The following is a 19,646-nucleotide window of genomic DNA, read 5'->3' as shown; positions in this document are numbered from 1 at the left end:
GTCGAACGCCAGCGTAGGCGGGGGTGTTCCCGGTCGTGTCGCGCAACACTTGGCACCACCTTAAGGGCGGGCGACCTGCGTGCTGGCCAATAGCCCCGTATCGGCGGCGCTGCAGTTCAGCGCCACCGCAAAGACCGCAAGGTCGGCCGGATTATCGCCCGGTAGCACCAGCAGCACACCGGGGCGGGCGTTGATCTCGACCGGCCGCGCGCCGAGCACCTGCGTGGACGCGGGATAGCCCAGTCCGCCGAGGCAGGATGCACGCCGGCCCGGGTCGCCAAGGGGACCGTAATCGGGGGCTCGGCCGAGCAGGGCAACGATCTCGGCCGCCGACAGCGGGATCGCCATCGGCGGCGTCGACACCGTGATGTGCAGGGCGGTGGTCGGCGCGCCGGGTGCGGGTCCGGGCTCGTTGAGCAGTGCGGCCGTGCCGAAGCCGATCGCGGCGAGCACCGCGCAGACCCCGGCCGCCCCGGCGGCAACCCGGGCTCCGCGGATGCGTGGGCGCGCCGCGTGGGTGGCCGCGCCGCGGGAGTCGCCGGCCGACCGCAGCGCCCCGGAGATACGGCGAGTCACCCCGGCCGGTGGTTCGGGCGCCGATTCCGGATCGGCGCCGACGGCCGCGACGTCGCGGCGCACCCGGTTCAAAGCCCGCAAGATCCTTTCAGCGTCCGGGTACTCGCGAACTTGCCTGCGCAAGGCGGCGGCGGCTTCGTCGTCGAGCAGACCGGCCTGCAGATCGGCGAGTGCCTCGACCGTCGGCGGCGGCTCCGCTCTGGCATTGCGGGGATCCGCGTCATGATCCGCCGGTCCGTTCTGCGCTTCGCCCATCGGTCCCAGTGTCCGTCATGCCCGGCCTGACGGTGCCGCCCGGGCCGTTAACGCTGGCCGGCGGGATGGTGGGGGCCAGGTAGCCGAGCAGCTGGGCAAGCCGGACCCGGCCGCGGGCGCATCGGCTTTTGACCGTGCCCTCGGCGATGCCCAGCAGCGCGGCGGTGTCGGCGATCGAGTAGCCCTGCATGTCGACCGCCACGATGGTGGCGCGCTGCTCGACGGGAAGCCGCATCAGCGCGCGCTGCACCACCATTGCGGTTTCGACCGCAGCGGTGCGATCGGGCACGGGGTAGATGTCCTCGAGCGGCGCGGTCCGCTGAGATTTGGTGCGCCGCAGCCGGTCCAGGCACGCGTTGACCACGATCCGGTGCAGCCAGCTGCCGACCGCGGCGTCGTACCGAAACGAGCCCGCACCTCGGTGCGCCGACAGCATGGCGTCCTGCAGCGCGTCTTCGGCGTCCTCGGGCGTGCGCGTGGTCAGCCGGGCCAGGCGGTGCAGCTGCCGCCGATGGCGACCGAACAACTCGCCGAACGCGTCGCGGTCGCCGGCGACATGGGCGGCCAGCAACTCGGCATCACTGCGGTCCTGCTGGATATACCCCCCGAAGCCCACGGCGGGACAGTAACCAATCGGCTACCGCGCAGCACTTCACTCGAACGCGTGGTTGTGAGTGTCAGGACGCGGCTTGGACGGTGATCTCCGAGAAGCCGGCCTGGCTCTTGCCGTTAGTGGTTCCCAAGGTGGAGATCCACACCAGCAGGTTCGACGTCGGGGCGCCGGCCTTGACCGGGATGACGTTATGGCCGGGCTTGAGCGTGAACGCCGGGGCCAGCACGGTGGTGTCCTCGAGCTTCGACGGCGAAGCCGTGGACGCGGCCCGAATCTCGACCCTGGTGCCGGTGCTCGGCGTATCGATGCTGACCTGCCCGATCACCGTGGGTTTCGGCAGCTGCAGGATCAACCCTTCGCCCTGCTTGAAGCTGGGGAACGGGACGGCATCGGTGTAGACCTCGGTCGCCCAGGCGGTGGTGGGGTCGCCGTCGATGGCCTGTCCGGCGGTGCCCGGATTGTCGGCTTCACCGTCGGGCGCGAAGACCGTGGCCCGAGTGGGTTTGACGATGCTGCCCGCCGGCGCGGGATGCGCCGACGACGATGCGCTCGACGAACTCGGCCCGTTGAGTCCCAGCTCGTCCTTGTTGAGGCCGCCGCCGACGTTGCCGAAGATCTTGCTCACGATCGAGGCGAGCACCAACAACGCGACCACGATGATCGCCAGTGCGGCGGCGGCACCGATGAGCACGTTGCGGCGCCGACGCATCATCGTCGCGTACTCCCGCCCGGTTGCGCGCGGGGTCTCAGGTGGTGGCGAATCGTCGATCGGGCCCAGCACTTCGGTGCGGTCGGCCACCGCGGTGGCTTGTTGCAGTAGGTTCAAAAGTGTTGAGGCGCTGCGTATTCCGCCGTCTTCCTGGACCGACCGCACGGCTACCGCCGAGATCTGGAACGGGATGTCGCGATCGATGGTGTTGGGCTCGACGGGCAGGCCCGATCCGTCCCGCTCGGCCGGCGCGAGCCCGCTGCGCACCCCGAACTCCGGCAGCGGCCACCGGTTGACCAGCAGGGCGTACAGCGAGGCGCCGATTCCGCGGATGTCGTCCTCGGGGTTGGCGTCGGGCATGGTCGCGGGGTAAGCGAGCACGACGTCGCCGTCGATGCTGACCCGAATCCGGCTGGGGTGATCGATCGACAGCGCGACGCCGGCGCGGTGAGCGGTGTCGGCGGCAGCGGCCAGCGACTGCATCGCCCGCACGGCGCCGATGGGCGAGGGCGCGGTGTCCGCGACTTCCTGCAGCGAGCCGCCGCGAATCCACTCCGCGACGACCAGGCCACCGTGGCTGGAGTGGACAACGTCGAGCACGCGGGCGATGCCGGGCTTGTCGATCCGGCTGAGCCGCAACGTGCGGGACAGGATCTCCTGGAGGACGTCGTCGGGCAGGGCGCCGTCCGGGTCGACGAACGTGAGCGACACCTGCCGGTCCAGGGCGGTGTCGAGTGCCTGCCAGAACTGCAGGGGCGGCGCACCGCCGTGGAAGACCAGTAGTCGATACCGGCCACCGGCGATGCGGGCGCCGGGTACCAGGTGGACATCGTCGCCCGACGATTCGGTGGCACGCTCGCGGACGAAATCGCCGTTGCGCGGTTCCGACGGGGGTGGACCGGAGGGCTCGGGCTTGCGCGCGGTGGGAATGTCGGGCTGGAAGTCGTCGGCAGCCGGTCGTGGTCGCTCGCCGCCTGAACCCAAACCGGACCCAGGGCCCGATGCAGCGCTCTCCACGGGGCGGTCGGTCACCTCCGGTCCTTTCGCTAGCCGGGCGTCGCCTGCTCGATCCGGAGGGCTGCGCCGGATCGGCTCCTGGACCGCCTTAACCCCCGGCGGGGACGAATTCCTGTGCTCAGGGTACGTGACCCGGCCCGGCTGAGACGATTCCCGTGGGGCAGCCGGTGCGGGACGGCGGCCGCGGCGCCGGACGGCGGCCATCGCGGCCACCGCCTCCGGGACGCGCGCGCGAACCATGACCGTCACCATGATCGGCAGCATGATGCAGCCGAGCACCACCAGCCGCAGCAGCGATCCGGCAGCGCCACCGTGTGCGGTCAACGCGGCCAGCCCCAGCAGCCGGTCGGCGACGTGGGCGATCAGGCCGGCGAGCATCGACGCGACGACCGTCACCAGGACCGTTCGTACCTCGGCGGGCCCGATCAGCTGGCCACCGGCCGGCAGCAGGGTGCGCCGCAGCAGGTAGTAGCCGACGAGCGCGCCGGCCAGGAAGCCGAGCCCGTTGGCCAGGCCGAGGTATCCGGCCACCAGTTGTGGGTCAGTGGTGACGTGCGGGGCGAGGACGGAGCCGGCGATCTTGACGGCGGTGATGACGAGAATGATCACGATCGGCGTCCAGGGCTGCTCGCGTGCGTAGAACACGCGCAGCTGCAGGAGCACCAGCCCATAGGGGATCAACGTGAACGCCGACATGGCGATCGCGGCGCCCAGATATCCGGCGTCGACCCCACCGAAGTTGCCGTAGGCGAACAACGCGCTACCGATCGCGGGGCCGCCGACGGTCATGATCGCCACGATCGGGATCAGCGTGATCAACGTCAGCCGGGTGGCCAGCGACAGATCGGCGAGTACGGCCTTGGTGTCGTTGGCCGCGGCGTTGCGGCTCAGGCGCGGCATCACCACGGTCAGCACCGTCACGCCGATCATGCCGAACGGCAGCATCAGCACCAGCCAGGTGTAGTTGTAGATCGCCGGCCCGGAAGCCGCTGCGGTGCTGGCGATTTGGTTTCCCACCACCAGACCCAGCTGGCTGATCAGCACGTAGAGCACCATCGCGGCGGCCATCGCGCCGAACCGTTTGAGCCGCTCATCGATTCCCCACAGCGGGCGCAGGCTGATGCGCTCGCGGCGCAGCGCGACGAGCAGCACCGCGGTCTGCGCATACACGCCGACCGTGGTTCCGACGGCGAGCACCAGCAGCTTGGGGTTGCCCATCCGGACGGGATCGACCGACAGCTCACCGGGGACGACCAGGTACACCACCAGGGTCACCAGGGCGACGACATTGTTGACCACCGGGGCCCACGCCGTCGGCCCGAAGACGTTGCGGGTGTTCAGGATTGCCATGAACACCGACGTCAGGCCGTAGGCGAGCACCTGCGGCAACAGCAGGTAGGCGAACGCGGTGGTCAGCGGCTCGTTGACCTGCGGGTCGCGGCCCAGCATCAGCCGAACCAGCAGCGGCGCGGCCACCACCGAGACGGCGGTGGCGAACAACAGCAGCGTGGTGGTCACCGTGACCAGGCGCCGGACGAACGCGGCGCCGCCGTCGGGGTCGCTCTGCTCGGCGCGCGCCAGCACCGGCACGAAGATCGCGGTGAAGGTCGCCTCCAGCACCAGCGCGGCGACCAGGTTCGGCAGCTGATTGGCCACCGAGAAGGCGCTGGACAGTGCCGCACCCAGGATCGCGGCCAGCAGCACGATCCGGGCGAACCCGGTGATCCGGCTGACCAGCGTCGCCAGCGCCATCGCCCACGACCGCGACACCAGCGCGGCGTCGGACAGTTCGACGCGCCGGGTGGGCAGGTCTGTCACCGGAGGGAGCGGTCCGGTCGGCGGCGGAATCCGGCCCGGCGGCCGGGGCTGTCGTTGGGGCGGTTGCTGCCGCTGCGGCGGTTGCTGTGGATGAGACCGCCGGTAGGCGGGTTTCATACCCGGTGCTCTTCGTCGACGCGATCGCCGACCTCACGCGCTGGCTCGGCGGGATGGTGGTGGGGCGGGTCGGGGCGGTCCAGGTCGGCACGGTCGGGCTGACCGCGGAACCGGTGCCACAGGCGTCGCCCGGCCAGCAGCACCAGCACGGCCGCCGCCGTCAGGGTGATCGCGAACAACACCTTGCCGTAGGCGTTGGAATGGACCGACATGCGCACCGGATCGCCGAGCCGCGTGCCGTCCGGGGTTCGCAGCGTCACGTCGATCGCGACGCGCTGGGTGAAGTTCACTTCGATCGGCACCCGCAGCGGCAGGTAGCCCGGTGGTAATTCGATCTGCCCGACGTCGGTGACCGTCATTCCCGGCGGGGCGTCGACCTGCAGACGCACCTTGATCGGCACGGCGAGGCCGTTGTGCAGCGCCACCGGCAGGGGACTGTGCTCGGTGGCCAACGTGTAGGAGCCGCCGGGGTTGACGATCGTCACCGCCCCGAACAAGTCGTTGATCGTGTTACCGACCACCGCGAGCCGCTGCTGCGCCAGCCGGTTGCGGGTGCCGGGTGATTCCGACTGGCTCAGCGACCGCAGCATGTCCTCGCGCAGCGGGGCGGTGTACTGGACGCCGGTCAGCCCGGTGCGCTCGTCGGTGCTCAACGCCGAGGTCAGTTTCCACAGCCGGCCGACCTGTCCGTTGATGTCGGCGACGACGTTCTCGCCGAATCGGCCGCGCTGCGGGGCGGGGACGTCCAGCGGCCGCAGCGGCTCGGTGCGGGCCCCGCTGACGGCCTGGGCTTCGGCGATGACCGCCGGGAGCGGCCGGGGCACACCCAAACCGGAACGGATCGTGGTGGCCAGCGCGGTCAGGATCACCTGCGCGTCGTCGGCCCCCAGATTCCACGTCGCCGGCGGCACCAGAATCTGCGTGCGCGGCGGGGCGTCCCGATCCAGGGCATGCCAGAACATCGAGCCCAGGGCATCCTGCCGGCGCGCGGTGTTCGAGTCATGCGCCAGCCGAACCGTCAGCGATGGGTCCAGATAGGTGGGGACGTCGGGGCTGTTGCCCGCCCCGGCCAGTGCCGCACCCACGGCCGGGTCGAACGGCGCGACCACCACCTGCGGGGACAGCCGCCGGGGGACGGTGTCGACGCCGTCGGGCCCCGACGTGGTCTGCGAGTCCGGGGCGACCAGGTCGCCCGCGGCGACCGCGACCGTGCTGTTGTTGGCGCTGAGCAGGTCGACCGCGCCGTCGGTCAGCGGGCCGTCGGGCAGCAGGGTGGCACCGCGGATCGATTGCACGTCCAGGATGTGGTCGACGATGTCGCCGACGCTGGTGGTGGCGATCGAGCTGAGCCCGGGGTCGTTGACACGCTGCAAGGCGTCGAGGTCCGCCTGCGCGTAGGGCAGCGGCGCGACGCAGGTGCGATGCGCCAGCGCCCGAAGCCTGTTCAGCCAGCCGGTCGCCGCCGTCTGCCCGGTGCCCGGATGCGTCGGGGTGCCCGGTTCTTGCGCGGGCCCGTCCGGGGAGTTGGACACGACATAGCCGGCCGCCATCGCGTTGACGGTGACCAGCAGATCCGGGTCTATAGCGAGGCACAACGCGCGGCCGACGGCGCCGTCGGTGTCGACGTCGTGGCTGGTCGCGACCTCGGCCGCGGACAGCAGGATGTCCAGCCGGCCGCCGGTGGCCAGCGATGTCGCCAGGTCGTCGTCGACCAGCCGAACCGGAATGGTGCCTCCGGGTTGGCCGGGGGACAACCGGGGCCGGTCGGCCAGCGGCCACAGCATGGTGACCCACACCGGCTTCGAGGTGTCCGGCGCGACCGCGGATTCCAGGGCATCGGCGTGGTCGGGCGGCACCCCGATCACCGGCAGCAGGAACCGCGCGTTGTCGAGCCGGGCGGGCGCGCCGTAATCCGGCGTCCCGTTCGCGTTGACCAGCAGGGGATAGATCCCCGGTTGGCTGATCCCGAGGGACGACTTGGCCAGCGAGCGCAGCGGCGCGGACAGCGTGAAGCCGACCTCTTGGCCGCGTTGCAGCTCGGGTGCCACCGTCAGGAAGTCCGCGGCCGGCTGGTACTGGTCGGTGGTGCCGTCCAGGGAGGTGCGCAGGCCGGCCGATGAGGTGACCGCTTCGGCGTGTTCGAGACGCACCATCACGTCGCGCACCGGGCGGTCGCCGATGTTGGTCACCACGCCGCTGACCGTGACGACCGGCGGGCTCGTCGTGGTGACGACGTCCGGGGTCACCTGATCGATGCGGACCCGGACAAACGGCGTCGATCCGGGTTCGTCGGCGGCCGCGCGGGGCGTCCCGACGGGCCCGGTGAGCACCACCGCGAAACCGGCCACGACGCCGACCACCAGGGCAAGGCGCAACAAGCCGGCCCAGCTAAGTCGCGACGCGGTCACGGCCCCGGCCCGTGACCGTTCTTACGACCGCGGGGCTTGTCGGAATGCCGGGCTCGGGAATGGGTCTGCGGGTTGCGCCGGGGCGTGCTGGGCGGCAGCGGCGGCAGCGAGGCCGGACCGTCGGCCTGCAGCTTGCCGATCAGTTCGTTGGCGACCTCCGCGAGGCGTCGTTCGTCGGCGTAGGCCAGCCGCGATGGCAGCTCCTGCATCGGCACCCACGCCACCTCGGCGACTTCGAGGTCCTCGTCGGACAGCTCGCCACCGGAGAAGCGCATTAGATAGTGGTGCACGGTCTTGTGCACCCGGCGGCCGTCGGTGACGAACCAGTAGTCGATGCGCCCCAGCGCGGCCAGCACACTGCCGCGAATTCCGGTCTCCTCGGCAACCTCGCGAATGGCGGTCTGCTCGGCGGTCTCGCCGAGTTCGATGTGACCCTTGGGCAGCGACCACAGCATGCGTCCGCGCCGGTCAACGCGCCCGATCAGGGCCGCGACCTGGGCGTCGAGCGGACCGTCGATACCGTCGATGACCAGTCCGCCCGCGGAGGTTTCGTGCACGGTACGCAACCGCTCCGGGACCCGGCGGGGCGGGCGCGGGCGGCGCCGGTTGCCCGCCGCCGACTCGGCGGTCACTTTGGCTTCGGCGTCGTTTTCGGACGCGCCCACACCGCCACGACCGCGACGGCGCCCCCGACGTCGACGTGGTTTGGCTTGTTCGCCATCCGACACCCAAGCGATAGTAGCTGGCACGAGCTGTTCTTCCGGACACACTCGCCGCTCGTGCGGGCGCGACGACGGCCCGCGCACGACTAGGCTCATCGAACGTGTCCGAACTCGCCGCCGATGTGGAGCTGCTTGCGTCGGCTGCGGTCGCCCTGAATCAGCATGCCGAGGTGCTGAGCGGATTGGGCGCCCTGTTCGAGGTGGCGGGGCACGACTTGTATCTGGTCGGCGGGTCGGTGCGCGACGCGCTGCTGCGCCGGTTGAGTCCGGATCTGGACTTCACCACCGACGCCCGGCCCGAGCAGGTACAGCAGATCGTGCGGGGTTGGGCCGACGCGGTCTGGGATACCGGGATCGAGTTCGGCACCGTCGGCGTCGGCAAGGACCAGCACCGCCTGGAAATCACGACATTCCGTGCGGACACCTACGACCAGGTGTCCCGCAATCCCGAAGTGAGGTTCGGCGACCGACTCGAAGACGACCTGGTGCGCCGGGATTTCACCGCGAATGCGATGGCCGTGCGCATCACCTCGGCCGGCCCGGGCGAATTCCTCGATCCGCTAGGCGGTTTGGCGGCGCTGAAGGCCCGGGTGCTGGACACTCCGGCGGCGCCGGCGGTGTCGTTCGGCGACGACCCGCTGCGGATGCTGCGCGCCGCCCGGTTCGTCTCGCAACTCGGGTTCACCGTCACCCCCCGGGTGCGGACCGCGCTCGAGGAGATGGCTTCGCAGTTGGGCCGGATCAGCGCGGAACGGGTGGCCGCCGAGCTGGACAAACTGCTGCTGGGCGCGGACCCGGTCGCCGGCATCGAGTTGCTGGTGCAGACCGGGATCGGCGAAGTCGTGCTGCCCGAAGTCGGTGCGATGCAGATGGCCATCGACGAACACCACCAGCACAAGGACGTCTACCAGCATTCGCTGACCGTGCTGCGCCAAGCCGTCGCCCTGGAAGACGAGGGTCCGGATTTGGTGCTGCGCTGGGCGGCGCTGCTGCACGACATCGGCAAGCCCGCCACCCGGCGCCACGAGGACAACGGCGGGGTGAGCTTCCACCACCACGAGGTCGTCGGCGCCAAGATGACCCGCAAGCGGATGCGGGCGCTCAAGTACTCCAAACAGATGGTCGACGACGTCTCCCAGCTGGTCTACCTGCATCTGCGGTTCCACGGTTACGGCGACGGGAAGTGGACCGACTCCGCGGTGCGCCGCTACGTCACCGACGCCGGGCCGTTGCTGCCGCGGCTACACAAGCTGGTCCGCGCCGACTGCACGACCCGCAACAAGCGTCGGGCCGCGCGGCTGCAGGCCAACTACGACCGCCTCGAGGCGCGCATCGCCGAGTTGGCCGCGCAGGAAGATCTGGCCCGGGTGCGTCCGGATCTGGACGGCAATCGGATCATGGAGCTGCTCGACATCCCGGCCGGGCCGCAAGTCGGCGAGGCGTGGCGATTCCTCAAGGAGCTGCGGCTGGACCGCGGGCCGCTGACCGAGGAAGAGGCCACCGCGGAGCTGCTGGCCTGGTGGCAATCCCGGGGGAACGCCTAACTTCGGCCGCGCGTCCGAGTACGCATGGACTACTGCTTATCCGGAGATGACGGTGCGGCCGCCATCTGGCACGGCCAACCCGACCTCGACCTCGACCACGACGGCCGGCTGGAATCGATCGGGCTGGACTTCGACCACGACGGAGTGCGCGACGACGCGCTCGGGGACTTCGACGCCGACGGGCTGGCCGATCACGCCGTGCTCGACCTCGACAACGACGGAGTGCCCGAGGCGTACTTCACCGACGACGGATCGGGGACGTGGGCGGTAGCCGCCGACCGCGGCGGGGGCTTGCGTTGGTACGGGCTGGACGGGTCCGAGCACACCGGCGGTCCGTTGGTCGACTTCGACGGGCACGGCCGACCGGACGATCGGCTGGTGGACGTCGACGGCAATGGCGTGGCCGATCGGGCGCTGTGCGCCGATCAGAACGGCGTGACCGGCTATGTGGATACCGACGGCGACGGCCGCTGGGACGTCCGGTTGACCGATGCCGACGGTGACGGTTCGGCGGACGGCGCCAGCACGCTGTGACTTGGCGTTTTGCGGCTTTCGCCAACGGGTAACTCAACGCCTGTGCAGCAGGAAATGCAACTGAAGTGACAGACCCCGATCCCTGTCTACACTCTTATCCATATCCAGGTCGGGGAGCCTACGGAAATCAAGGGAGAAACACATGGCGGGGACAACGGTTGTTACACCGGAGCTGCTGCGCAGTTCAAAGCAACGGATTGAAGCGCGACTCGAGGAAGCAGCCGCAATCGCGAACCAGTACTTGAGTGGCCACGAGAACATCGTCAGCGCAACCGGATGGGCCGGCCAGGCCGGATCGACATCGCTGAACACGGCGGGCCAGATCGCCCACGACCTGCAGCAGATCATGACCGGCGGTAACCGGCTGGCTCACGGCCTCGCCCAGACCGCAACGTTGATGGAGCACCACGAAGCCGATTCGGCCCACAACCTCAACGGCGTGTTCGGCGGACTTCAGTCCACCTGAGCCGGCGATCCCAAAAGCTTATTTACTCCTAAGGAATAACGAATATGTCAGACCACATTGTTTATAACCACGCCGCCGTCAGCGGCCTTTCCGGTGACATCGCAACGCAGGCCGCGCAGCTGATGGAAATCAAGGACGACGTTTACCACATCACCCAGTCGTTGGCCGAGTTCTTCCAGGGCCAGGGTGCGACGGCCTTCTTCGACGCGCAACAGCAGATGCTGCACGGATTCGACGACATGATCCAGACCGTCAGCCTGCACGGGCACACCGTCAACACCGTTCACGAGAACGCGATCAACACGGACCAGGCGACCCAGGCTTTCTTCACGTAGTCCTGGCTTGGCGGGGCGCACGTAAGCGTGCGCCCCGCACTTGGCTCTAGGGGAAGACCGTGCTAACCACCTCATTGGACGGCCTCTGGGTCCTACAGGTACTCACGGGCATCGAGGTCCTGGCCCCCGAAATGGGGCTGCGGCCGCATTTGCCCAGCGTAGAGCCCAAGCACAAGGCGCTGGCACACCCGGTGACCGCGGAACTGCGGGCCGCCGGGGCCATCGATGAAACCGGCTCCGTCGACGGCGCGATAGTCGAATGGCTGACCGTGCTGTCGCGCCGCGACATCGCATTGCTGGTGCACTTCCGCCTGGCAGCCGACGGCGAACCGGCGCGCGCGCTGCTGGCCAGGTTCGCGCAGTGGTGGGTGGCCATCGAACGGTCAGGAGATTTGGTCCGGATCAGCGGGGCGGGCATCACGAACAACGAGGGCACGGCCAGCGCCGCGCTCAACCTGCAGATCGAACGTCTTTGCGGCACAAGCGATCCCGCGAAGTTACGGCCGGTCACGCTGGACGCGGACGCCCTGCGCGCCGCCGCCACCGACGAGGGATCGTTGCACGAGTTCCTGGGCAAGCAAGGGCTCGAGGCCGATCAGGTGCACATGCTGAAACTGGCCACCGATCCCGGCCGCTCGGCCCAGGCCTCGTTCGTGGCGCTGCAGTCCGGGGTGGACACCGGATCGCCGACCCGCACCTACATCGACCCGGGCGCGGTGACGATCATCGATACGCCGGAAGGGCGGGTGCTCGCCGAACAGGTTTCCTCCGGGGGCAGGAATTGGATGATCATCGCCCCGGGTACCAAGAGCAACATCGGTGCCGCGATCAACCAAATGGTGCGGCGGCTGCCGGCCGATCAGGAATGGCATTCCTACCGAAAAGTCGTGTAGTCGAAAGGCAGTGCGAAAATGATAGCATCGGCATCGTGACGAATCCGTGGACGGGCTCATCCAATTCTCCGGAACAGGGCGGACCGACTCGGCGAGAAACGCCCGCCGCGCCGTACCAAAATCAGGATTCAGTTTCCGGAACATTACGTATTTCCGACATGGTTGCCCCGCGCAAAATTCCACCCGGCGGGGGCTGGCGTAAATTTCTGTATCAGGTTTCCGGCCATGTCATCAACTTCGGCGAATCCCCGTCCGAAAGACATTATCGGGAATTGCAGGAGCGCATCCGTCGGCATATCCGCAAGCAGTACGTGATCGGGGTCGTCTCGGGGAAGGGTGGAGTCGGCAAGACCACGATGACCGCCTGCATCGGCGCAGTGTTCCGGGAATGCCGGCCGGAGAATGTCGTCGCGATCGACGCCGCTCCCGGGTTCGGCACGCTGGCCGGGCGGATCGACGAATCGCCGCCGGGAGACTACGCAGCGGTGCTCAACGACACTGACGTGCAGGGCTACGCAGACATTCGAGAACACTTGGGGCAGAACAGCCTTGGCCTTGACGTGCTGGCCGGCAACCGGGCGTCGGACCAGCCGCGCCCGCTGGTGGCCTCGATGTTCTCCGGGGTGCTGTCGCGGCTACGGCGCACCCACACCGTGATCGTGGTCGACACCTCCGACGATCTCGAGCACCCCGTGATGAAGGCGGTGCTCGACGCCTGCGACGCCCTGGTGTTCGTTTCCGGTCTCACGGCCGACACGTCGTTGCCGGTCACCCGCGCGATCGACTTGCTGCGGTCGATGGGTTATCACGAACTGGTGTCTCGCAGCATGGTCATCCTTAACGACAGTCGGGATAAATACGACGGGGAGGCGCGCACCTATCTCACCGAGCGTTTCGCACAATCTGGAGCGACGGTTGAATTCATGCCGTATGACCCATTCCTTGCCAAGGGCGGGATCATCGATACCCGGCATGAATTAAGAAAGAAAACTCGACTCCGCATATTCGAAATCACCGCGGCGTTGGCCGACAAATACATTCCAGATGCCGACAGGCCGCGTTAATGACCCCGTACGTGGGTAAAGTCTCGTTTCCAGCCCGTTGTGCGGTCGCGGTCGTATGTGGAGAACACCTGATTTCGCAGGTGTATCCGGCCTCGGTGCCGATCGAGGCCTTCATCGACAACGTCGTCGAGCTGCTCAACGAGGAACTCAAACGCCGGGGTTTCACCGGACTCGAGCCCGGTATCGGATACGAGCTGCAGAAGGCCAACGGGGTGCGCCTGGACGTCACCAAGACGTTGGACGAGCTCGGCGTCGAAGACGGCGCCACGCTCACCCTGGTTCCCGCGGTGGCCGGCGAATCGTTCGAGCCGCAGTATGAGTCGCTGTCCACCGGCCTGGCCCGGGTCGGCAAGGCCCTGTTCGAGCCGGTAACCCTGAGAACCGCGGCGCACACCGCCTTGGTGATCCTGGCGATGGTCTCCCTGACGCTACTGGGACTGGCTGTGCGCCAACGCTTCTCGACCGACTCGCTGATGCCCACCATCGTGACCGGCGGGGCCGGTCTGCTGATCGCCGGCGGCGCGACCACGGTGTGGCGGTGGTGGCCGGATCGCATCGACATGGTCGACGGTCTCGGCTGGACCGCGGTGCCGCTGCTCACCGTGAGCCTGGCATCCGGTGCGCCGGGCCAGCTGGGGGCCGCGCACGCGTTCATCGCCGCCCTGGCCGGTGCGGTACTGACCTGCGGAATCACCTCTGCGACACGACGTCACGCCAACGTGGCAGCCACGGTGGTGACCCTGCTGGGGATCGGTGGCGCGGCCGCCGCTACCCGGATGTGGTGGCCGGTGCCCGCGCAATGGCTGGGCATGTGCGCGCTTGTCGTGCTGCTCCTGCTGCTGACCATGGCCCCGACGATCGCGCTGTGGGTCGCGCGGATCCGCCCGCCCTACTTCGGGTCGATCACCGGCCGCGACTTGTTCCGGCGCAGCGCGGGTCTGCCGGCCGACGCGGTGTCGCCCGTCGAGGAGGGCGCCGACGAGGAGGCAAACTCCGACACCACGCCGCGCGGTGCCCAGATCGCGCTCGCGGCGGTCCACGCCAACAACGTCCTGACCGGGATCTGTGTGGGGGCGGGGCTGACACTTCCCGTCGCGGTGTGGGCCACCCTGATGCCGGGCCACGACCGCGGCGTGCCGGCCGCCGTGCTGGCCGGCCTGTTCGTGGTGATCTTCATCAGCCGGGGGCGGGCGTTCGCCGACAAGCGACAGGCGGTTGCGCTGGTGTGCGGCGCTGCCGCGGCGCTGTGCGTCGGTGTCGTGAAATACGCTGTGCACGAGCCGACTTCGTCGGGCTACGGATTGCTGTGGGCCGCACTGGTATTGGCTGTCTTCGGCGGTGCCGGTCTGCTCGCCGCCCTGCTGGTGCCGATCACCCGGTTCACCCCGCTGGTGCGGATGACGGCCGAATGGGTGGAGATCGCGGCGATCATCGCGGCCTTGCCGCTGGCAGCATGGATCGGCGGATTGTTCACTTGGGTGCGCATGCGATGACCCGGACGGTGTTCATCGCTCGCGCAATGACCCGGCGGGTCGCCGCCACGGCACTGACCAGCCTGCTGGTCGTCTTGATAGCGGGCCTTCCTGCGGCACAAGCGATTCCGCCGCCGGTTGTCGATCCTGGCCGAGTGCCGGCCGACGGCAAGCCCGCTCCCGACCAGCCGATGCGGCAGGCCTTCGCCTGCGCGCGAACGATCACCGTCGCCGATCCCAACGTTGCCCTGCCCGCGCCCGGCTTCACGATGCTCAATGTGAGCAAGGCCTGGCAGTACTCGACCGGCAACGGCGTGCCGGTCGCGGTCATCGACACCGGGGTCAACCCCAGCCGGCGGCTGCCGGTGGTGGCCGGTGGTGACTACATCATGGGCGGTGACGGACTGAGCGACTGCGATGCGCACGGCACCGTCGTGGCGTCGCTGATCGGCGCTGCGCCGCAAGGCACTCCGATGCCCGCGCCGATGCCCAGTGCCCCGGCCTTCGGTCCGCCGGCGGGCCCACCGCCGACCGATGCGGGAGCACCGCCCCCCGGCGGACCGCCGCCGCCGCCCGCACCTCCGCCACCGCCGTCGCCGGTGACGATCACCCAAACCGTGGCGCCGCCGCCACCACCCCCGCCGCCCGACGCGCCGTCGAACGGGCCGGGGGACCCCGCGCCCGGCCAGCCCGACGATCCCGAGGTGCCTCCACCGCCCCCGGGCGCCCCCGACGGCGTCGCCGGTGTCGCGCCGCACGCGACCGTCATCTCGATCCGCCAGTCCTCGCGGGCCTTCGAGCCGGTGAACCCGGGCGCCGGCGACTTCGAGGGACGCAAGAAGGCCGGCACCATCGCGACACTGGCCAGCGCCATCGTGCACGCCGCGAACATGGGCGCCAAGGTGATCAATATCAGTGTCACCGCCTGTGTTTCGGCTGCCGACCCGCTCGATCAGACCGCGATCGGCGCCGCCGTCTGGTACGCGGCCACGGTCAAGGACGCGGTCATCGTCGCGGCCGCGGGCAATGACAGCGAAGACGGCTGTGCCCAAAAACCCGACGTTCGACCCGCTCAATGCGGCCGATCCGCGCGACTGGCACCAGGTCAAGACGGTGTCGTCGCCGTCCTGGTTCTCCGATTACGTGCTGTCGGTGGGTGCGGTCGACAACACCGGCGCACCGATCAACAAGAGCCTGGCCGGGCCGTGGGTCGCCGCGGCCGCCCCGGGCGTCGGGATCATGGGGTTGTCGCCGGAAACCGGGGGACCGGCGAATGCCTACCCGCCGATCCGGCCGGGCGAAAAGAACATGCCGTTCTGGGGCACCAGCTTTTCCGCGGCATATGTCAGCGGGGTCGCCGCGTTGGTGCGGGCCAAATATCCGGGACTGTCCGCACACCAGATCATCAACAGGATTCTGCAGACCGCGCACAACCCACCCCGTGGAGTCGACAATCAGGTGGGCTACGGCGTGGTTGACCCGGTGGCCGCGCTGACCTTCGATGTGCCTGCGGGAGAGCGCCTTTCGCCGGCGGCCGCCAATCGTGTCGTCCATCCGGTACCGCCGCCACCGCCGCCGGACCACCGCGCCCGCAATGTGGCGCTGGTGTTCGCCGGTGTGGTGGCCGCAGCCGTCGCGGTGGTCTCGCTGATCGTTCGAGCACGGCGTGAGCGATGACAGCCGCCACGAAGCTGACGATCATCGTCGCCATCTTTATCGCCACCCTGATCGGATGGTCGGTCGGCGGATACTATGGTGCGGCAACAGGTTTGGTGATCGGCATCGCCTGCGGTGTGATTCGATGGCGGGGCCAGCCGGTGTGGTCCTGGCTGATCCTGTGGTTGCGGCGCCGGCGGCCCATTGCGTGGACCGAGCCGCTGACGGTGGCCAACGACCGCGCCGGCGGCGGTATCCGTTACCAGGACGGCGCCGCGGTGGCGGCGGTCCAGCTACTCGGGAAAGCACATACGCCGACGTTGTTCACCGGGTCGACCGCGACCTACACCGACAACTCCTTCGACGTGACCGAGTTGATGCCGCTGCTGCACCAAAGCCTCGGTCTCACCTTGGATTCGCTCAGCGTCGTCACCGCGGGGGCCCGCCGCCGCAGCACCGGTGACTATCCGCGGGTGTACGACACCTTGATCGGCACACCACCGTATGCGGGCCAGCGTGAAACCTGGCTCATCGTGCGCGTCTGTGCCCTGGACAATGTCGAGGCGCTGCGCGGGCGCACCTCGGTCGGCACCGCGACGCTGGCGGCCGCCCAGCGGATCAGCGCGGCGCTGCGCCAGCACGGCATCCGCGCGAAGGTTGCGACGGCCACCGACATCGTCGAGATGGAGCGGCGGTTGGGCCGCTCCGCGCTGGAGGTCTCGAACAGGCGGTGGCGGTCGGTGCGCGGCGACGGTGGTTGGCTGACGACCTACTGGTACCGTCCCGGCGACATCACCTCGGAGAAGCTCGCCCAGGCGTGGTCGGCCCGCGTGGACGGGATCGTGCAGAACGTCACGCTTTTCGGCTCCAAGACTGGCCCGGTGACCGCGACGGCCACCGTCACGGTGCGCAGCGCGCAACCGCCGACGGCGTCGTTGAGCATGCGGTTGCGCACCCTGCGGGGCGAGCAGGCGCAGGCCGTCGCCGCCAGTCTGTGCGGACCGCTGCCGCCGCTGCGCGGCATCCGTCGTGGTGTGCTGCACGGGCCGCTGGTGATCCCGATCGGACCGTCGGGGGTGCTGCTCGGCAAGGTCGCCGGCGGGAATCGCATGCTGCTGCCGCTCGACGATGCCGGGGAGTTCAGCCGGGTGCACGTCGCCGCGGAGGACGCGCTGGCCAAGCGGTTCATCATCCGGCTGGCCGGGGCCGGCGAACGGATCACGGTGCACACCCGAAACATGCAGCGGTGGGCCAGCGTTCGGATGCCCGACATCGCCGTGACCGATCAGCCGAAGCCGGTGTCCGGCACCACGGTCAGCGTGATCGACGGGAGCATGTCACCGGCGCCGCGACCGAACACCCTGATCTCCGTCGGCGGACCGGGCGAACCGTACCGCGGCACCGCCAACGTGCTGATCACCCAGACGGGTCCGGCGACCGTCGACGTGATCGCGGCCGACGGTCACGTGCATGCGGTGGAAGTGGAGCTGTTCCGCGCCGAGAATAGGTACGTATCGTCGGAACCGATGGCATTGCGAACCCCTGATCTCGAAGCGGTGGACACCCCATGACCAGCAGCACGACGCCGGCCGCCGCGCGCAAGTACTTCGACGCGGCGATGGCGGTGCTCGACAGCGACGCCGCCGCGGCCGCGGCCCGGTTTCGGGAGGCCACCGAGGTCGACCCGTCGATGGCCGACGCCTGGCTGGGCCGGATCGCCGCGGGCGACGAGGCGTTGTCGACCGTCGAACAGCTCTACAACTACGGCAGCCGGCTGCACCGGGAAACGAACCGAATAGGGGCGCGCCTGTCGGCCCCGATCAAAGCCGGCCCGTATCTGTCGATTTCGGTGACCGAGGCCTCGCATGCCGGCCTGGCCCTGGCGAGCGCGCTGATCGACGACCGTCAATACGAGAAAGCCGAAGCGCTGCTGGGGGATTCGACGCTGCTGGATACCTGGGAGAACCACCAGTGGAAGCAGTACATCGAGTCCTATCTGATGTTCGCCACCCAACGATGGCCCGACGTCATCGCGGTGGCCGCGGCCATCCTGCCGCCCCAGGCCATCATCATGTCGGCCGTCACCGCGGCCACCTGCACGCTGGCGGCGCACGCCGCGGCCCATCTGGGCCAGGCACGCGTCGCGCTGGAGTGGACCGACCGGGTCGAGCTGCGCACCGGGTTCGGCGGGTCGACCGAGACGCGCCGTCAGCATTCCGAAACCGCCGTGACCGCAGTCGATCCCACCGACTTCCCGTTGATCGCAGCCGATCTCGCCTATGTGCGCGGCATGGCACATCGCCAGCTCGGCGAGGAGCCCAAGGCGCAGATCTGGCTGTCGAAAGCCACGATCAACGGGGCGTTGATCGAGCCGGCCAAGCAAGCGCTGGCCGACCCGGCGCTGCAGCTGGTCGTCACCGACGAGGACGCGATCAGCACTCGCACCAACAAATGGGATGTGACCACCGAGCTGTCGGAGCAGCAGCGGCAGGAAGAAGAGAACCAGGAGCGGCGCACCGAACTCCTGCGGGAGGGCCGCGCCTTACTCGACAACCAAGTCGGGTTGGCCGACGTCAAACGCGCGGTCGCCGAGCTGGAAGACCAGATCGAGGTAAGGGCGCTGCGCCTGGCGGCGGGACTGCCGGTGGCCAACCAGACCAACCACATGCTGCTGGTCGGACCGCCCGGCACCGGTAAGACCACCACCGCCGAGGCGCTGGGAAAGATTTACGCCGGCCTGGGCATCGTGCGGCATCCGGAGATCGTCGAGGTCAAGCGGGCCGATTTCTGCGGGGAGCACATCGGCGCATCGGGACCGAAGACCAACGAGCTGATCGACCGGTCGCTGGGCCGCATCCTGTTCATGGATGAGTTCTATTCGCTGGTGGAGCGCCATCAGGACGGTCGGCCGGACATGATCGGCATGGAGGCGGTGAACCAGCTGCTGGTGGCACTCGAGGTGCACCGGTTCGACTTCTGCTTCATCGGCGCCGGCTACGAGAAGGAAGTCGACGAATTCCTCACCGTGAACCCGGGTCTGGCGGGCCGGTTCAACCGCAAGCTGCGCTTCGAGTCCTACACGCCCGACGAGTTGGTGGAAATCGCTGTCCGCTACGGCAAGCCGCGCGCCACCGTCCTGGACCCCGCCACCGCCGAAGCGCTGAAAGCCGCGTGTGCCACTTTGCGCGGCTACCGCGCACCCGACGGTGCGCACGGCATCGACGTCATGCACAACGGCCGGTTCGCACGCAATGTCGTTGAACGCGCGGAGCGTCTGCGGGACTCGCGGGTGGCCGCCCAGCATCGCCTCGACAAAGGGTCCGTGACAGTCGAGGACCTGCAAACGCTGCGCACCCAGGACATCGTTGCGGCGGTCAAGGCCGCGTGTGCGGAAAAGCATGTGCCGATAGTGCTTTGATCAGACCGAAGCCGCGAGCGGGTTTGCCC

At 69.0% G+C, this 19,646-nt stretch carries 14 protein-coding genes and 1 pseudogene; 10 read left to right on the top strand and 5 right to left on the bottom strand.

Going from position 1 to position 19,646, the window contains the following annotated elements; genetic code table 11:
• Positions 1–60: 60 nt before the first annotated feature.
• The 5 genes from BN973_RS01875 to BN973_RS01855 all read right to left on the bottom strand — a co-directional run bounded on the left by BN973_RS01875 (position 61) and on the right by BN973_RS01855 (position 8,241).
• Complete coding sequence (locus BN973_RS01875) at positions 61–831, bottom strand: serine/threonine-protein kinase (protein ID WP_036465550.1); 771 nt, start codon at positions 829–831, stop codon at positions 61–63.
• Positions 797–1,447, bottom strand: a complete 651-nt coding sequence (gene sigM, locus BN973_RS01870; protein ID WP_036465549.1) for an RNA polymerase sigma factor SigM — start codon at positions 1,445–1,447, stop codon at positions 797–799. Before sigM ends, BN973_RS01875 begins: the two co-directional genes overlap by 35 nt.
• A 61-nt stretch (positions 1,448–1,508) precedes the next feature.
• Complete coding sequence (locus tag BN973_RS01865) at positions 1,509–5,105, bottom strand: lipid II flippase MurJ (RefSeq protein WP_036465548.1); 3,597 nt, start codon at positions 5,103–5,105, stop codon at positions 1,509–1,511.
• The gene (locus tag BN973_RS01860; RefSeq protein WP_036465546.1) at positions 5,102–7,513 is read right to left on the bottom strand and encodes a DUF6049 family protein; all 2,412 of its coding nucleotides are present in this window, start codon (positions 7,511–7,513) and stop codon (positions 5,102–5,104) included. Before BN973_RS01860 ends, BN973_RS01865 begins: the two co-directional genes overlap by 4 nt.
• Entirely contained in the window at positions 7,510–8,241 is a 732-nt protein-coding gene (locus BN973_RS01855; RefSeq protein ID WP_036465545.1) for an NUDIX hydrolase, read from the bottom strand. Before BN973_RS01855 ends, BN973_RS01860 begins: the two co-directional genes overlap by 4 nt.
• A gap of 95 nt (positions 8,242–8,336) precedes the next feature.
• Between BN973_RS01855 and BN973_RS01850 the strand changes: the two genes are divergently transcribed.
• The 10 genes and pseudogenes from BN973_RS01850 (at position 8,337) to eccA (ending at position 19,617) form a co-directional block, all read left to right on the top strand.
• Positions 8,337–9,779 (top strand): CCA tRNA nucleotidyltransferase, encoded by a 1,443-nt coding sequence (locus BN973_RS01850; protein WP_036465543.1) that lies wholly within the window; start codon positions 8,337–8,339, stop codon positions 9,777–9,779.
• Positions 9,780–9,803: 24 nt separating this feature from the next.
• On the top strand, positions 9,804–10,313 hold the full coding sequence (locus tag BN973_RS01845) for a hypothetical protein (RefSeq protein WP_036465541.1): 510 nt from the start codon (positions 9,804–9,806) through the stop codon (positions 10,311–10,313).
• 142 nt (positions 10,314–10,455) lie between these two features.
• Positions 10,456–10,779 (top strand): WXG100 family type VII secretion target, encoded by a 324-nt coding sequence (locus tag BN973_RS01840; protein ID WP_036465540.1) that lies wholly within the window; start codon positions 10,456–10,458, stop codon positions 10,777–10,779.
• A 44-nt stretch (positions 10,780–10,823) separates the two neighbouring features.
• Entirely contained in the window at positions 10,824–11,114 is a 291-nt protein-coding gene (locus tag BN973_RS01835; protein WP_036465539.1) for a WXG100 family type VII secretion target, read from the top strand.
• Between the two features lie 59 nt (positions 11,115–11,173).
• Complete coding sequence (locus tag BN973_RS01830) at positions 11,174–12,007, top strand: ESX secretion-associated protein EspG (protein ID WP_036465538.1); 834 nt, start codon at positions 11,174–11,176, stop codon at positions 12,005–12,007.
• 35 nt (positions 12,008–12,042) lie between these two features.
• Positions 12,043–13,071 carry a MinD/ParA family ATP-binding protein gene (locus tag BN973_RS01825; protein ID WP_036465537.1) on the top strand — a complete coding sequence of 343 codons (1,029 nt, stop codon included), beginning with the start codon at positions 12,043–12,045 and terminating at the stop codon, positions 13,069–13,071.
• Positions 13,071–14,564 carry a type VII secretion integral membrane protein EccD gene (gene eccD / locus BN973_RS01820; RefSeq protein WP_084163266.1) on the top strand — a complete coding sequence of 498 codons (1,494 nt, stop codon included), beginning with the start codon at positions 13,071–13,073 and terminating at the stop codon, positions 14,562–14,564. The genes BN973_RS01825 and eccD overlap by 1 nt, the downstream gene beginning before the upstream one ends.
• 26 nt (positions 14,565–14,590) lie before the next feature.
• Positions 14,591–16,220: pseudogene (mycP, locus tag BN973_RS01815) on the top strand (type VII secretion-associated serine protease mycosin).
• Complete coding sequence (eccE, locus tag BN973_RS01810; RefSeq protein WP_036465536.1) at positions 16,217–17,770, top strand: type VII secretion protein EccE; 1,554 nt, start codon at positions 16,217–16,219, stop codon at positions 17,768–17,770. The pseudogene mycP and the gene eccE overlap by 4 nt, the downstream one beginning before the upstream one ends.
• Positions 17,767–19,617, top strand: coding sequence for a type VII secretion AAA-ATPase EccA (gene eccA / locus BN973_RS01805; protein ID WP_036465535.1), 1,851 nt, complete (start codon positions 17,767–17,769; stop codon positions 19,615–19,617). The genes eccE and eccA overlap by 4 nt, the downstream gene beginning before the upstream one ends.
• Positions 19,618–19,646 lie beyond the last annotated feature (29 nt).

Source organism: Mycobacterium triplex (genome assembly GCF_000689255.1).
Classification (GTDB): domain Bacteria; phylum Actinomycetota; class Actinomycetes; order Mycobacteriales; family Mycobacteriaceae; genus Mycobacterium; species Mycobacterium triplex.
Note: the sequence above shows the minus strand (reverse complement) of the source record. Positions and strands in the feature narration are given on the sequence as shown.

Coding starts and splice junctions, on each gene's coding strand:
- BN973_RS01875 (WP_036465550.1), bottom strand. CDS start 831: ATGGGCGAAGCGCAGAACGGACCGGCGGATCATGACGCGGATCCCCGC.
- BN973_RS01865 (WP_036465548.1), bottom strand. CDS start 5,105: ATGAAACCCGCCTACCGGCGGTCTCATCCACAGCAACCGCCGCAGCGG.
- BN973_RS01845 (WP_036465541.1), top strand. CDS start 9,804: ATGGACTACTGCTTATCCGGAGATGACGGTGCGGCCGCCATCTGGCAC.
- BN973_RS01840 (WP_036465540.1), top strand. CDS start 10,456: ATGGCGGGGACAACGGTTGTTACACCGGAGCTGCTGCGCAGTTCAAAG.
- BN973_RS01835 (WP_036465539.1), top strand. CDS start 10,824: ATGTCAGACCACATTGTTTATAACCACGCCGCCGTCAGCGGCCTTTCC.
- eccD (WP_084163266.1), top strand. CDS start 13,071: ATGACCCCGTACGTGGGTAAAGTCTCGTTTCCAGCCCGTTGTGCGGTC.
- eccE (WP_036465536.1), top strand. CDS start 16,217: ATGACAGCCGCCACGAAGCTGACGATCATCGTCGCCATCTTTATCGCC.
- eccA (WP_036465535.1), top strand. CDS start 17,767: ATGACCAGCAGCACGACGCCGGCCGCCGCGCGCAAGTACTTCGACGCG.